This window comes from Tumidithrix elongata BACA0141 (genome assembly GCF_036349135.1).
GTDB classification, from domain to species: domain Bacteria; phylum Cyanobacteriota; class Cyanobacteriia; order Pseudanabaenales; family Pseudanabaenaceae; genus Tumidithrix; species Tumidithrix elongata.
The window spans coordinates 13,738-29,949 of the sequence record NZ_JAZBJZ010000036.1; the positions used below are offsets into that span (position 1 = coordinate 13,738).

At 44.6% G+C, this 16,212-nt stretch carries 4 protein-coding genes; 3 read left to right on the forward strand and 1 reads right to left on the reverse strand.

The features are described 5' to 3' along the window. Nucleotides 1-35 precede the first annotated feature (35 nt). Entirely contained in the window at nt 36-1,775 is a 1,740-nt protein-coding gene (locus V2H45_RS10860) for an AAA-like domain-containing protein (RefSeq protein ID WP_330483665.1), read from the reverse strand. A 396-nt stretch (nt 1,776-2,171) separates the two neighbouring features. Here V2H45_RS10860 and V2H45_RS10865 point away from each other — a divergent pair, with 396 nt between their 5' ends. The 3 genes from V2H45_RS10865 to V2H45_RS10875 all read left to right on the forward strand — a co-directional run bounded on the left by V2H45_RS10865 (nt 2,172) and on the right by V2H45_RS10875 (nt 15,892). Beyond that, nucleotides 2,172-5,513: a PAS domain S-box protein gene (locus V2H45_RS10865; RefSeq protein ID WP_330483666.1), complete on the forward strand. Its 3,342-nt coding sequence runs from the start codon at nt 2,172-2,174 to the stop codon at nt 5,511-5,513. Between the two features lie 147 nt (nt 5,514-5,660). Beyond that, the gene (locus V2H45_RS10870; protein WP_330483667.1) at nt 5,661-11,135 is read left to right on the forward strand and encodes a PAS domain S-box protein; all 5,475 of its coding nucleotides are present in this window, start codon (nt 5,661-5,663) and stop codon (nt 11,133-11,135) included. Between the two features lie 80 nt (nt 11,136-11,215). Then, nucleotides 11,216-15,892, forward strand: coding sequence for a PAS domain S-box protein (locus V2H45_RS10875; protein WP_330483668.1), 4,677 nt, complete (start codon nt 11,216-11,218; stop codon nt 15,890-15,892). Nucleotides 15,893-16,212 lie beyond the last annotated feature (320 nt).

Sequence of the window (16,212 nt, forward strand, 5' to 3'; positions counted from 1 at the left end):
GATCGCTTACTCTCTATCACGCCAATCTTTCTATCCTAGTTTTCTTCCGTTCGTCGTTCAATTTCATCAAGTTGCGTGAGAATATGATCCCAAGTCTCGTCATCTTCAGATGTATGCTCGGGATGAAGGTTAGCAAGTACCAAGCGATCGCGCCCCTGTTGCTTGGCTTGATAAAGGGCTTCATCCGCTGCTAAAAGTAAGCTATGGCGATCGCTTTCGGCATGGGGAATGGCACTGATGATGCCCAAACTCGAAGTAACGATGCCCGAACCCACTCTAGAATTGGCATGGGGAATGGCTAGGTTCCGAATCGCTTGCCGAATTACTTCGGCGATTTTGACAGCGCCATCGGTATCCGTTTGAGGTAAAATCACGGCAAATTCCTCACCGCCATAGCGTGCTGCCAGATCCCCTGGACGCTTGAGGCAGTTATGAATGGCACTGGCAACCCGAAACAAGCAATCATCCCCCGCAGGATGCCCGTAGGTATCGTTGTAGGCTTTAAAGTCGTCGATATCTATCAAAATTAGGCCGATCGGAGTTTTTGTCCGCACGGCCTGTAATAAATTCATGACAAGATAGCGATCGAAATGGCGGCGATTGGCAATTTGGGTCAGTGCATCCGTATCCACCAGACTCTTTAGCTGTAAATTTTCGGCTTCTAAGGCTTTTAATCGAGCAATGCTAACCGATAAGGCATCGTCCGACGATTTTCCCGACAACTGCGTATGAAAGAATTGTCGATAGAGTTCGCAGCTAAAGGTGGCACGATTGCCATGCAGTTTCATTACCCCCAAGCTATTGAGCTTATAAGCAATGTTGGCATCTAATTCTATGGGTGTATTGGATGCGATCGCCTGTTCTAATGCTTTTTGCAGGGCGATATCCTGTTGCAGCCTAAATAGCAGATCTTGGAGATGCGAACCAAAGATTCCCGTAAGAGTAGGGGCAGTTTGGACGATTTGTTCTAGGGATAGTTCTTCGCATTTTAGATAATAGAATACTAGCGATAAATGGTAGGGACTCCCTCCCACCATATCCAATAGGGATTCCAATTGCTTGGTTTCCAATACGTTTGAGCCATCGAAGCCAAAACGTTCTCCTAATTCCCGAACCTGTATCAAGCTAAACTCAGGAAGTCTAACTGGTAACCCAACATTAAAAGGGGATTGATGAATCTTGAGTGGCACGTAAATATCAGTAGAATGCACGATAATCAAGCGTAAGTTCTGAAAGGCTTCTACTTGCTTGGCCTGCTCGTGCCAAAAGCGCAATAATGGCAGAAATTCCTTGGCAATCTCAGGATACTCAAAGATCAGATTGACTTCGTTTAAGGCTAGAACAAGGGGAGTATCTACCTGTTCGAGCAGGTAATCTTCAAAATAATAGGTGCAACTGACCTTACTACCGATTTCATCATCCCAATAGTTATCCAATTGAGGTTTTAAACGTAACCGCCGACTGATATTCAGACTAAACCAGCGCAGAAATTTGTCTAAACTACTAAAGATGGATTCATCAGCTTCCTGAAAGTCTAATCGAGCAACCTTATAGCCTTGTATTTCAGCATGGTCAATTAGTCGGGCGAGCAACGAACTCTTGCCCATTTTACGAGGTGCTTGAATGCGGATAATACTTCCTGGCTTTTGAACTTCCTGACAGACAAGTTCTTCCAATGGAGGTCGATCGATATAAAGATGTGAGTTAAGAGGTAACGGTCCACCTGGAAACTCTAAATCCGCTCTGTTTAAATAACTTGGCTGCTCTTGAACCATAGACTAAGAGGCATAATTAGTAATTCTACTGCGGGGTTTTCCCATGTTTCGTTAACCTCTAGATTGCACCATTAAGGTAGCCTAGTATGGGTTTTTAGCCATTTAAATTCATTCTCTTAATACTTGGGTAAAAACAGATTGAAGTTCACAATATCGTATCACGATTCATTACAGATTAAGGCATTACGAAGGGGGGCGAGATGTTATGGAAGTGAAGATACATTTAGGTTTTTGTTTAATTGCTAAAAATATACTGAATTATTTTTGTTAACTTTGGTTGGGTAAGTTTTTTTGTGAGCTATACTGCTTTAAGGAGAGGGGCGATCGTCATCGTCGGTTTGAAAAACAACTATTTTTGGACATTCATGACTCAAGAAAAATGTCCCGTTAGAGCCTATGTCAGACATCAATCTTGTCCAAATTGACCTAAACTTGGCGATCGATCGCAACCCACCGACGATCGCTTCAACTGCTAGTGCTATGGATGCGATCGCTTCGATCGATGATAGGGATAATTCATCGGGAGTACTGGTCGTGGAGGCAGATCGGCATCTCGTAGGCATTTTTACAGCAACAGATGCGATCCGTCTTTGCAGATCTGGGCAAAATTTGGCAGAAATCTCAATCTCAGACGCGATCGAACCTTCCCCTATCACTTTGCGAGAGTCAGAATTTACCGACATATCCATACCTCTCAGTCTCTTCCAAAGCCATCATATTAGCCATTTGCCGTTAGTGAGCGATCGCGGCGAGTTGCGGGGTAATATTTCGCAAGCTAGCCTCTTGAATGCGATCTCGCGACCAGAAACTTCTAGTGTTTCTTCTGAAAGCGATCGCTCGGAATTCTTACAGATTCATAATTTCGAGCTAGAGCAGGAACTTGCTGCGGCACTTCAGTCCAAAATAGAGATAGAAAATGCACTGCACCAGAACGAATTACAGAAGCAAGCGCTTTTAGGTGCAATTCCCGACTTAATTCATCGCGTTAGTTCAGAAGGTATCTATTTGGAGATCTTCTCAACGAACTGCGTGGCTGATTTGGTGCCAGATGGTTGCGACCCAATTGGCAAACATCTTTCAGAGCTTTTACCCCTTGATGTGGCTCAGCGTAAGTTGCACCTGATCGAACGAGCCTTGGCGACAGGAGAAGTGCAGCATTTTGAACAGCAAAATAAAATTGGCGATCGGCTTCAGTATGAGGAAGTACAGATTGTTAAGGTTAATAACAGCGAAGTATTATCGATTATTCGGAATATCAGCGATCGCAAAATGGCTGAGGAAACCCTACGCCAAAGTGAAGCGCGTTTTCGAAACATGTTTGAAACAGCCGCGATCGGGATATCCTTTGCTTCGCCAGAGGGAAAGTTTTTAGCAGTCAATCCCTATCTCTGCAAAATACTAGGTTACTCTGAAGCTGAACTATTATCACTAACATTTCAAGAAATCACCTATCCAGATGACCTAGAAGCCGATCTTACCTATTACCAACAACTGCTAAGTGCTGAGATTAACAGTTTTCATCTAGAGAAAAGATATCTTCACAAAAATGGTCAGGCGATCTGGGTATCGTTAAGCATTTCCCTCGTGCGAGACCAAGAAGGGAAACCTCTTTATGACATCGCTCTAGCTCAGGATATTAGCGAGAGAAAACGGCTCGAAGCCGAACGCGATCGCATAGAAAAAGCCCTCCAAAACCAAACCTATTGGCTCAGTACCTTGATTGACGCGATTCCTGATTCAATTTACTTAAAAGATGCCCAAGGCAGGTGGCTGGTCTGTAATGACCCCGGACTAAGACTATTCCAGTTGTCAGGCGTGGAGTACTTAGGGAAAACAGATGCAGAGTTAGCCAAACATAGTCAACTTTATCATGATGCCTTAATCGATTGCGGGCGATCGGATGAGCTGACTTGGCGGAGTGGGGCAATTAATTATATCGAGGAAAGAATTCCGCAACACGATGGTTCCATCAAAATTATGGATGTTACGAAAGTGCCACTATTTAATCCTGATGGCAGCCGTAAAGGAATTGTAATTGTGGGAAGAGATGTTACCAAACTCAAGGCTATTGAGGAAGCTCTACGACAGCTCAATCAAGAACTCGAACAAAGAGTTAAAGAACGAACGGCAGAGCTAATCGAAAGCGAAGCCCGTAAACAAGAGATTCTCAGCGCTCTGCCCGATCTGCTCTTGAGACTAAAACGAGATGGCACTTGTATCGACTGTATGATGCCTTCTACTCCCGTAAAAACAACCTTTATACCGATCGAACATCACCTTTCCGAGGTTCTAACGCCCCAAGCGCTTGCGGAGCAGTTAGCCGTGTTTGAGCAAGCTCTCGCTACGGGAGAAACCCAAATCTACGAGCACCAAGTCCAGAAATACAATCAGTTGGAATACGAAGAGGTACGCGTAACTCCCTGTGGCAAAGATGAAGTATTAGTTACTGTCCGCGATATCAGCGATCGCAAAATCGCAGAAGCCCAAGTGCGAGAGGCAAACGAACGGCTTGTTCTTGCCAATATCGAACTTGCCCGCGCTACTCGCCTCAAAGACGAATTTCTCGCTAACATGAGCCACGAACTGCGCACGCCGCTCAACGCGATCTTGGGGATGTCAGAAGGATTGCAAGACGCTGTATATGGTGAAATCAATCAACGCCAAAATCACGCGATCGACACCATAGAAAAAAGTGGTAGGCACTTATTGGAATTAATTTCGGACATTTTAGATGTCTCAAAGATTGAGGCAGGCAAACTAGAGCTTGAACTCTCTTCTGTTTCAGTCAAGCATCTCTGCGATTCAAGTATTACCTTTGTCAAGCAACTGGCATTTAAGAAAAATATTCGCCTGAACCTCAATATCCAGCCTGATTTGGCAAGAATACAGGTTGACGAACGCCGAATGCGGCAGATGTTGATTAACCTACTGAGTAATGCCGTTAAATTTACCCCCCCAGACGGAGAAATCAGACTGGAGGTCAGGAGCGAAACCTCTGGGGAAGAAAATCATGAGGCTTGCTTGATTCCCTCAGCTAAATTTCCCCATGCTATCCGTTTTTCGGTCATTGATACGGGCATTGGCATTGCTGCTAAGGATATTGGCAAATTGTTTAAGCCCTTTGTGCAGATCGACAGTAGTTTGAGCCGTCAATATTCAGGGACGGGGTTGGGATTGACCCTAGTAAAACAGATTGCAAACCTACATGGGGGCGACGTTACAGTGCGCAGTGTCGTCGGGCAAGGAAGTTGCTTTTCAGTATGCTTACCCTACAACAGGAATATGGAGCAATTCACTTCAGCAATTCCATCTACCGACTCACCACAGGTCGATCTTGCTGAAACCCATCAACCCTCTGACTATTTGATTTTGCTAGCAGAAGATAATCTTGCCAGTGTAGAAACCTTCTCTAACTATCTGCTAAGCCGAGGCTACAAAATTATTTTGGCAGAGAACGGACTGGAAGCCATTGAGTTAGCTACTAGCCAAATGCCAGACCTCATTTTGATGGATATTCAAATGCCAAAAATGGATGGGTTAGAGGCGATTCGTCAGATCCGCACCAATTCTCAACTTGCAGGCATTCCCATTATTGCGCTCACGGCTTTGGCAAAATCTAGCGATCGCGAAAGATGTCTGGCAGCAGGGGCGAATGAGTATTTATCAAAACCCGTAAGATTAAAACAGCTCTTAGCAATTGTCCAGAGTCTTTTAGTCTCAAAAAAATCCAATCCTTAAGGGAGGCAAGCAAGATTAAGCAAAATTAAAGGGAAGATTCCAGGAGTAAACCAGTCAATTCTCGCGTAGTATTTATTGTTTTCACGATCGCGATCGTTAGAAATTACAATGGGGAATAGTAGGAGTACCTAGCAATCGCTTAAAAATATGCAGATTCTTTTCATCCAAGCTAGTGGTACAAGTTCGACGACATTTGAAGAATATGTCGCAACCGTCGATTTACCCTACAGGTACGCGATCGCGCCTTCTGTTTCCGAAGCCAAAACACTGATTGCTACCCATAAGTTTGATATTGCAATTTTAGAGGTTAGTACTGGCGTCAGTCCGACATTAGAAATTTTTTCAGAATTACAAGCTCGACAAATTCCTATCATTATTCAAGCCGATTTAGGTGCAGAAGAAGTTGTGATTGACTGGATGCAGCGAGGCGCTCAAGACTACATCCTAAAAACCCCTAACTACCTCAAACTTCTACCTGTGATGCTTCGGAAAGTATTTGAGCATCGGTCATTATCCAAGGCATTACAACAGCGAGACGACCAACTTCAAACCATCGTAGAAAATACAGTCAATGGTTTATTAGTCGTTGATTTTGATGGAGAAATATTATTTGCCAATCCCTCGACCGAGAAAATGCTGGGTAGGCATAAAAAAAGTTTAATTGGGCGGCAACTGGGTATCCCTAGCATAGGCAAGGGTGGCTTTCAAGAAATTGAACTCTTACAGGCAAATGGTAAATTTTTAACTGCCGAGATGCATTCTACCCTTACGATTTGGGACAATCGCCCTGCCCATTTAATTTCTCTTGTTAATGTCACCAGCCGCAGGCAGATAGAAGAATCCCTCCGAGACAGCGAAAAGCAACTATCTCTTGCTCTGAGTGCAGCTAAAGCTGGAACTTGGAAATTACACACACACAATAGATCGATAACTTGGAGCAATGAGAACTACCAACTATTGGGATACGAGCCTAGTACGATCTCACCTGACTATGATGCATGGCTGAACGCGATCTATCCTGAAGATCGGAGCCGAGTCGATCGCTTAATTTGGCAGGCGATCGCCAGTGGTTCTAACCTCGATCTAGAATATCGGGTTCTGCTACCCAATGACAAAATTCGCTGGCTCCATGTTTTTGGGCAAGCAATTTTAGATCATCTCGACAATCCCATAGGCATGACTGGAATTCAGCTCGATATCAGCGATCGCAAGCAGCAAGAGCAACTCCTATCAGGTCAAAGGCAAGTACTAGAGTTACTCGCACAGGATGTTAAGCTTTCGGAAGTTCTAGATTTGATCGTTCGCGTCATTGAGTCGCAGGCAGAGGGAATGTTGGGTTCCATTTTGTTGCTGGATCGGCAACAACTATGGCGTGGAGCCGCCCCGAGTTTGCCAGAAGCCTATAACAACGCAATTAACGGTGTTCAAATCGGAGAACGTGTGGGATCCTGCGGTACGGCTGTCTATCGTAAAGAGCCAGTAATTGTAACAGATATTGCCAGCGATCCGCTCTGGAGCGATTATTGCGATCTGGCTTTACAGCATAACTTACGAGCTTGCTGGTCTACCCCAATTATTGCTAGATCTGGAGAGGTTTTAGGAACCTTTGCGATGTACTATCAAGAACCTAAGACCCCTACTGAGAAAGACCTCGGACTTGTCAATGTGGCGGTTAGTTTGGCGAGTTTAGCGATCGAGCGCAGGCGATCGGAAGAAGCTCTATATGAACTTAACCAAAAATTAGAAAATAGGGTTGAGAAGCGTACCCTTGCCTTAAATGCAAGTGAAGCACGATGGCAGTTGGCATTAAAGGGAGCCAACGATGGGATTTGGGATTGGGATGTTCAAGCAAATACTATCTTTTTCTCCGAGCGATGGAAGCAAATGCGCGGTTATACCAGCGAGGAAATAGTTAATAGCTTAGAAGATTGGTTTAGAAATATCCATCCTGATGACTACGATCGCGTCATGGTAGCAGTTGCCAATCACTTTGCTGGGAACACAGAATTTTTTGAGGTGGAATACCGAGTTCAGCAGAAAGATGGCTCTTTTATGTGGTTTTTAGATCGAGGCAAGGCGTTGCGAGATGGTAACGGCAATGTCATTCGCATGAGTGGCTCGGAATCAGATATTACTCGGCGAAAATCTGTAGAGGAGGCATTACTGACATCCGAGTTAGAATTGCGAACGCTCTTTAGTGCGATGAGCGATCTCGTACTCGTTAAAGATCGAGAGGGTAAATATTTAAAGGTTGCCAACACGCAAGCGTCTGGTTTGATCACTTCTGGTGAGGATATCATTGGCAAAACCGAATACGATCTCCTTCCCCTAGATAAGGCAAAGGAATTTGTGGGCTACATTCAACAGACCTTAGCTATGAATACCGCCATTAATGTTGAGTATAACTTAGACATGAAAGGTCATGAAGCTTGGTTTGCAGCTACGATTTCACCATTATCTCAAAACTCAGTGATTTGGGTCTCAAGAGAAATTACCGATCGCAAGCAGGCAGAAAAAGATTTAAGGGAAAGTGAGGAACGATATCGATCGATCATGGAATGTGCGGGCGATGCCATTATCCTTGCCGATGCTCAGGGCAACATCCTAGAGACCAACGCCAAAGCCGAAGAGATGTTGGGCTATTCAAGGGATGAATTCACGCATTTACACATTGTTCAAATTCATCCAAGAGATCGATCTGAGCAGTACTTTGCCGCATTTTCTGATGTCATCAAAACTGGTTCTGGAAAATTTCTCGATGCCTTTGCCGTGCGAAAAGATGGTCGTACAGTGCCTATTGATATAATTAGCACTGTGGTTGAACTCAACGGACAAATCATTAATCTGGGGATTTTTCGTGATATTTCTGAACGTAAGCGTACAGAAATGGCACTTCGGGAAAGTGAAGCGCGAAATCGTGCCATTTTAGAAGCAGTTCCAGACTTGCTATTACGGCTGAGGCGAGATGGATTCTGTTTGGATTTTATTCAACCCAGAGGCAGTCATGCAGAGGATTTCTTAATCATCAATCGTCACTTATCGGAGGTGCTGCCTCCCGATTTACTGCAACGACAGTTAGAGGCAATTGAGCAGGCAATTTCAACTGGCGAATTGCAAGTTTACGAACATCAGTTTTTAAAACACAACCGTCTGGTTGATGAAGAAGTTCGGATCGTAGCAATCGATGTGGATGAAGTCGTGGCGATCGTACGGGATATTAGCGATCGCAAGCAAATTGAAGAAACCCTAAAGCAACAATTAGAAAAAGAGAAACTCTTTGCCTCAATTTTACAACGGATTCGCGATTCCCTCGATCTAGTCTCCATTCTTGAAACTGCCGTAGATGATGTGCGGCAACTGATTCAATCCGATCGGGTTTTGGTCTATCAGATTTTTGACGATTGTACGGGGAGGGTTGTAACAGAATCAGTGGTTGAACCTTGGGGTCGAGTTTTGGGTGTTACTTTTCCCCCAGAAGCCTTTCCTCTCAGTTGTTATGCACGTTACGCCGTGGGAAATGTCTATACGATCGCCGATCGCGATCGAGATCCTGTTTTAGAATGTATGGTTCAGTTTATGGCTGACTTTCAGATTCGGGCAAAATTGGTCGTTCCGATCGTGCAAGAGGGAGGAAAGCTATGGGGATTGCTGATTGCACACCAGTGTTCTGCTCCTAGAGATTGGCAAGCTTGGGAAGTTAGCTTGCTAGAACAACTTACCAGTCAATTGGCGATCGCCATTCAACAGGTCAACCTTTACCAACAACTCCAAGCCGAGTTAATCGTTCGGAAACGGGCAGAATCCGCGATCTCACGGCAACTACAAAACCAGCAGACCTTAGCAGGTATTACTCAGCAAATTCGCCAGTCCTTAAATGTACAAGTAATTTTGGCAACTGTGACCGAGCAGGTCAAGCAGCTATTAAAGGTAGATCGAGCAATCGTATACCAACTGTTTCCTGACAATACGAGTCGCATTGTAGAAGAAGCTGTCAATTTCGAATACCCCTCGGTCAAAAACTTCTACTGGGATACTAACAATCTCTTGGAAGAGGATTTAGAGAGCCACCTAAGCGGCAAACCAATAATTGCCCACGATCTCCAAACCTTCGATCTCTCTGAAAGTCTGCGAGACTTCCTGATCCAAGCAGAGGTAAAATCGCAAATTGTGGCTCCGATCTTATTGCGCTTGTCTCCATCTGCCACTGAGCCAGAGCAGGAAGCGATCGTAGGCTCAAAATTATGGGGTTTGCTAATTGTTCATAATTGTGCGAAGAAGCGTCTCTGGAAATATTCCGAAGCCAGGCTATTGCAACAGATTGCCAATCAATTGGCGATCGCGATTCAGCAAGCCGATCTTTATCAGCAGCTACAAGAGGAATTGGAGGAACGGCGGCAGGCAGAAGTCAAACTGATGGAGAGTAACGAGCAACTTGCGATTTCCAATGCCGATCTTGCCCGTGCCACTCGGCTTAAAGATGAGTTTCTTGCCAATATGAGCCACGAACTCCGGACTCCCCTAAACGCCATTTTGGGCATGTCAGAGGGCTTACAGGATAATGTGTTTGGCGAACTCAACCCCAGAGAAAAAAAAGCGATCGCGACGATTGAGCATAGTGGCAGACATCTGTTGGAACTGATTAACGATATTCTCGACCTTGCCAAGATTGAGTCAGGCAAACTGGAGCTACAGATCGCACCAGTTTCCGTTAAGAGCCTTTGTGATTCTAGCCTCAGTTTTGTCAAGCAACTTGCCCTTAAAAAGAACATTCAGCTCGTGATGACGATTGCCCCTAATCTACATGCGATCGCAGTCGATGAACTACGCATTCGCCAAGCATTAATTAACTTATTAATCAATGCGGTTAAATTCACTCCCGAAGGGGGTCGCATCACCCTGGAGGTAAATCTCAATGGGATAGAGTCTAAGATCCAGTTTCACATTATCGATACGGGGATAGGCATCGCACCTGAGAATATCCCAAAGCTGTTCCAATCGTTTGTCCAAGTTGATAGTGGGCTCAATCGTCAATTTGGTGGCACTGGTTTGGGATTGGCTTTAGTCAAACGCATTGTAGAATTGCATGGAGGTGAGATTTTGCTTGAGAGCACGCTCGGCATCGGCAGTCAGTTCTCCATTCTATTACCCTATAAAATTACCGCAGAAATCGAAGCAGTCCAGCAGACTCCCACAGATGAATCTGAACCAATCATCGAAAGAGAGGTAAATACAACAAAAACTCCACTGATTTTGCTGGCAGAGGATAATCAGGCAAATATCGAGACTTTTTCTAATTACCTGTCTATTTTTGGCTATCAAATCGTTGTGGCAAACAATGGATTGGAAGCAGTAGACATCGCTCGCAAATCTAAACCTGACATCATTTTAATGGATATCCAGATGCCTGAGATGAATGGATTAGAAGCAATTGCAGAGATTCGTAAAATCTCAGAATGCTTGGATGTGCCAATTATTGCCCTAACTGCCCTGGCGATGGTAGGCGATCGCGAAAAATGCTTGGAAGCTGGCGCTAATGATTACCTATCAAAGCCAGTCAAGCTAAAACAACTCTTAGTAAGCGTTCAAAAACTGTTAGCAGCAAAATCAGATAGTTCAGGCTAAAAAAGCCTGAAACGCTGTATATCCCAAAGATTCCCCCTAAACATCAGTTATAGTTAGGCAAGAAGGATTTACCACAGACTATGTCGTCAGTTAACTTTGCTGAAATCAATCTAGAGTCGGCAATCGTTCGCAGTCCTCTCACGATCGCATCGGATGCCAGTGTTGCTGATGCGATCGCACTGTTAAGTGTGGGTAGTACAACCTGCTCTTTAAGTTGTGACATCGATTCAGCGCTTCAATTGCAGCTTGCTAAGGCTAAAAGTAGTTGCGTCTTAGTCCTTGACCACACGAAACTTGTGGGGATTTTAACGGAGAGAGATTTGGTGCGCCTCAGTACCCAAGGGCGAGATTTTCAGGATACCTCGATCGCCTCGGTGATGACCTACCCAGTTCAGACCCTACAAGAGTCAGCATTCACGGATATTTTTGTACCGCTTAGCTTATTGCAACGGCATCACATTCGTCATTTGCCCCTCGTAAGCGATCTCGATGAGGTGGTAGGCTTGCTCACCCATGAGAGTTTGCGGCAACTTCTCCGACCCATTGACTTGTTGCGACTGCGCTTAGTGTCGGAGGTGATGGTTACAGAGGTCATTTCTGCCGAGCCAACGGATCCGATCCTCACACTGACACAACTTATGTCAAAGCATCGTGTTAGTTCCGTTGTAATTGTCGAAACACGAGAAGGTGAAGATCTCTTTCCGATTGGCGTGGTCACAGAGCATGATATCGTCCAGCTTCTGGCTTTAGGACTTGACTTTGAGCAGATCTATGCCCAAACAGTCATGAGTGCTCCCGTATTTTCGGTGCGATCGGATACCTCGCTTTGGGAAGTTAGAGCCTTGATGCAAGAGCGGCAGATCAATCGCATCGTAGTCACGGATGTAGAGGGGCGTTTAGAGGGAATTGTCACGCAGACAAATCTCTTAGATGCACTCAACCCCTTGGAAATCTGCGATTTGGTTGCCACCCTAGAAACCAAGCTGTCGCGACTGGAACAAGAGAACCTAGAACTTTTGCAAAATCGCAATATAGAACTCGAAAAACAAGTGCGATCGCGGACAGAAGCGCTGTTTGACAGCAATGAGATGTTCCGTCAATTTGCCGAGAACAATCGGAGTACAATTATCATTAGCGCCGTTGGTGACGAGCATTTACTTTACGTGAATCCTGCTTATGCAGAGATTTTTGGGAGATCTAATGAAAGCCTCTACGCAGATCCAACTGCTTGGATGGATGCGATCGCGCCCCACGATCGTGAGAGAGTAACAAATGCCTACAGGATGTCTAGTGATGTTGGATTTTTTAGCCAAGAATTTCGCATTATTCTCCCCGATGGAACGATGCGATGGTTGTGGGCAAGATGCTTCCCAATTCATAATGCAGGGGGAGAGATTTACCGCACGGCAACGATTATTGAAAATATTAGCGATCGCAAACTTGTAGAAGAAAATCTGCATCAGTATAAACGGGTGATTGCCAACACGGCTGATGGCATTGCCCTCGTCAATCGGCAATATATTTATCAACTCGTCAATCAGGTTTACCTAGATCGCAATGCTAAAACCTTTGATGAAATTATCGGACATTCCGTAGCAGCAATTCATGGCGAACAAACCTTTGCTGAGATCATTCAGCCTAAGCTAGATCGATGCTTTGCGGGTGAAACCGTCAGGTATGAGAGTTGGTTTAACTATGCCAACCTTGGCGATCGCTTTATTGCTGTCACCTACTCCCCCTATGTTGATGCCAACGGTGAAATCTCAGGCGCAACTGTAAGCAGTCGTGACATTACCGAACTTAAGACAGCAGAACTAGAAATATCTCAACAGAGGGAATTTTTACATACGATTATCGAAACATCCCCCAACCTCATCTTTGTAAAGGACTGGGACGGCAAATATTTGCTGGCAAATCAAGCGATCGCTGATTTTTATGGCATGACAACCATAGAAATGATTGGGAAGTATGATTTTGATATCCATCCAGATCCTGATTCAGTCAGGAAGTTCCATGAAGAAAATCAAGCAGTGATCGCTAGCGGTCAAGCACTCTTTATTCCTGAAGAAAAAAGTACTAGCCCGTTGGGACAGGGCGAATGGTTGCAATGGCAGAAACATCCCATTACCATTCTCGGACAAGATAGTCTCGCAGTTTTAGCCATTGGTGTGAATATCACCCACCGTAAAGCCATAGAACTTGCCCTTCAGGACAGTGAAAGCAAGCAAAGAGCCTTAATCGTAGCATTGCCAGACTTAATCATGCGCATGTCAGGAGATGGCATATTCCTTGACTTTTTTGCCAACGAAGCATTCAAGGCTTTTGGGAATTCTGATATCGTTGGCAAAAGTATTTACGAAATCGGACTCTCTGCTGAGTTTGTAGAAATGCGGATGAGATATATTCAACAGGCGCTGCAAACGGGTCAAGTTCAAATCTACGATCAGAAAATTTTTATCAATGATGAGTTAAGAACTCAAGAGGTGAGGCTCGTCGTCTGTGGGGACAATGAAGTTTTAGCGATCGCACGCGACATCACCGATCGCAAGGAAGCAGAGGAATCGCTTCAGAATCTGGTAGAAGGTGCAGCCGCAGTTACAGGTGAAAACTTTTTGCCCCTACTCGCAGAATATATCGCCACTGCCCTAGACATTCGTTATGTGGTTGTCTCAAAACGCTTGGATGAAAATTCCCTAGAAACTTTAATTTTTTGGGAAGATGGTCAGATTCAGCCCAACCTTAGACTATGTCTGGATAATTCCCCCTGTGCGATCGCAATGGAAGAGGGCTTTTTTAGCTGTCTGAGCCAAGTGCAACAACGATTTGCGGGCAATGAGGTCATGGAGTCACTAGGGGTGAAATCCTATATGGGAATTGGGTTAACGAACTCCCGTGGAGAAATCTTTGGTAGTTTATGCATTCTCGATCGCAAGCCACTTCTCAACCAGCAACGTGCAAATGACATGCTCTGTGTATTTGCGGCACGGGTGAGTGCCGAACTAGAGCGTCAAGAAGCGATCGATGCGCTCTATCAACTCAACAAAGAATTAGAGTCTCGAGTCGAAAAACGGACTCTCCAGCTAGAGCATGCCAATCATCAACTGTTGGTAGAAATGTCCAAACGTCAAAAGCTGATTGCCCTCGTCGAAAATAGTACAGACTTTATTGCTTTAGCAACCCAAGATGGGCAGCTAACCTATCTCAACTCAGCGGGACGGCAGATGATTGGCTTAAATGCTTCGATTAGAGACCTTTCGATCTTTGACTTCCATTTCCCTGAAGATCGATTAGAGTTACAAAAAAACACGCTTGGTTTATTAGAGCATGATGGCACTTGGGCGGGAGAATTTCGGTTGCGCCATTACCAAACCCATGAAGCCATTCCTGTACTTTTCAGTGCCTTTTTTATTCAAAATTCTTGGATTGATAAGGAGTTATCTCTTGCTTGCATTGTGCGCGATATCAGCGATCGCAAACGGGCGGAGGAAATCGTGCTCAAAGCAAACGAACAGCTCCTACATACCAATCGCGAGCTTGCCCGTGCTACGCGGCTTAAAGATGAATTTCTTGCCAATATGAGTCACGAACTTCGCACCCCGCTCAATGCGATTTTAGGCATGTCTGAGGGGATGTTAGATGAAGTGTTTGGTAGCCTTAACGATCGCCAACGCAAGGCAATTTCTACGATTGAAAGCAGCGGCAATCATCTGCTCGAATTAATCACGGACATCCTCGATGTCTCAAAAATCGAAGCAGGCAAGCTAGAACTGGAAATCTCAGAGGCTTCTATCGATCGTCTCTGCAAATCGAGTTTATCCTTTGTCAGACAGTTGGCACTCAAGAAAAATATTCAACTCACAATGACGATCCCAACCCATTTAAATTTAAGTGCGATCGCTGTGGACGAACGTCGCATTCGACAGGTATTGATTAATTTGCTCAGTAACGCTGTCAAATTTACACCCTCGGGGGGACAGGTTACCCTAGAAGTAAGGTTAGAGAACTTAGAAGGGCAAATCGAACATGAGGCTTACTCCATTACAAGTTCTGAGTTTCCTTGGGCGATATGTTTCTTGGCGATCGATACGGGCATTGGCATTGCACCTGAGAACATGGGTAAACTCTTCCAAACCTTTGTGCAAATCGATAGTAGTCTCAACCGTAAGTACGAGGGCACAGGATTAGGCCTTACCTTGGTGAAGCAAATTACAGAGTTGCATGGCGGTTGTGTTACTGTCAAAAGTGTTTTGGGTGAAGGCAGTTGCTTTTCGGTTTGGCTACCCTATTCCAATCAAGCGAAGGAATCCATTCCTCCTGTCAATCAGCCCGTAAACACGCCTGTAGAAACCGTTAGCTCTCCGAGCAGTCTTGCAACCAAGACTCTGATTTTTCAGGTTGCCGATCGCAAAAGCAAGTACAAGGGAATTAAAGAAACCATTTCTAACTATCTAACCAGTCGCGGCTATCGCTTAGTCTTTGCAAAAAACGAAGAGGAGTCCATTGCGATCGCTACAGCCGAAACAATAAGTCTGATCTTGATCGAGATCCAAATACCAGAACTAGATGAATTAAGGGCAATCCAACAGATTCGGGCAAACCCTAAATCGACCCACATTCCGATTGTTGCGATCGCCGATTTAGAACTAGCTGACAGTCGCGAAACATACCTTCAAACTGGGGCAGATGAGTTTCTGGTCAAACCGATTAAACTCAAGCAACTAGCTGAAACAATTCAACAGCTTTTAGCGACAAGATAATTGCAATAAAAGGGAGAAATCACCAAAGCGTATTGAATTTTTACTCTTTATTTATGTCTTTTTTAGGGCTTTGAAGATTTCTGACGCATCCTAAGATTCGACTTCAAAATACCCGTCACGATCCACCCGATACCAGTTAAACTAGAGCTATTCCTAACATAAATCCGAAAGTTTTAATGCATAATTACTACAAATAGCGATCCTAAAATGATCCCTGAGAAATTCTTGATTTTGCAAAGAATCCTAGGGGCAATTCATGAATTATCCCTACCCACAAATCAAATAGGTTTGCTATACATTATATCGTTTTCAACGATCGT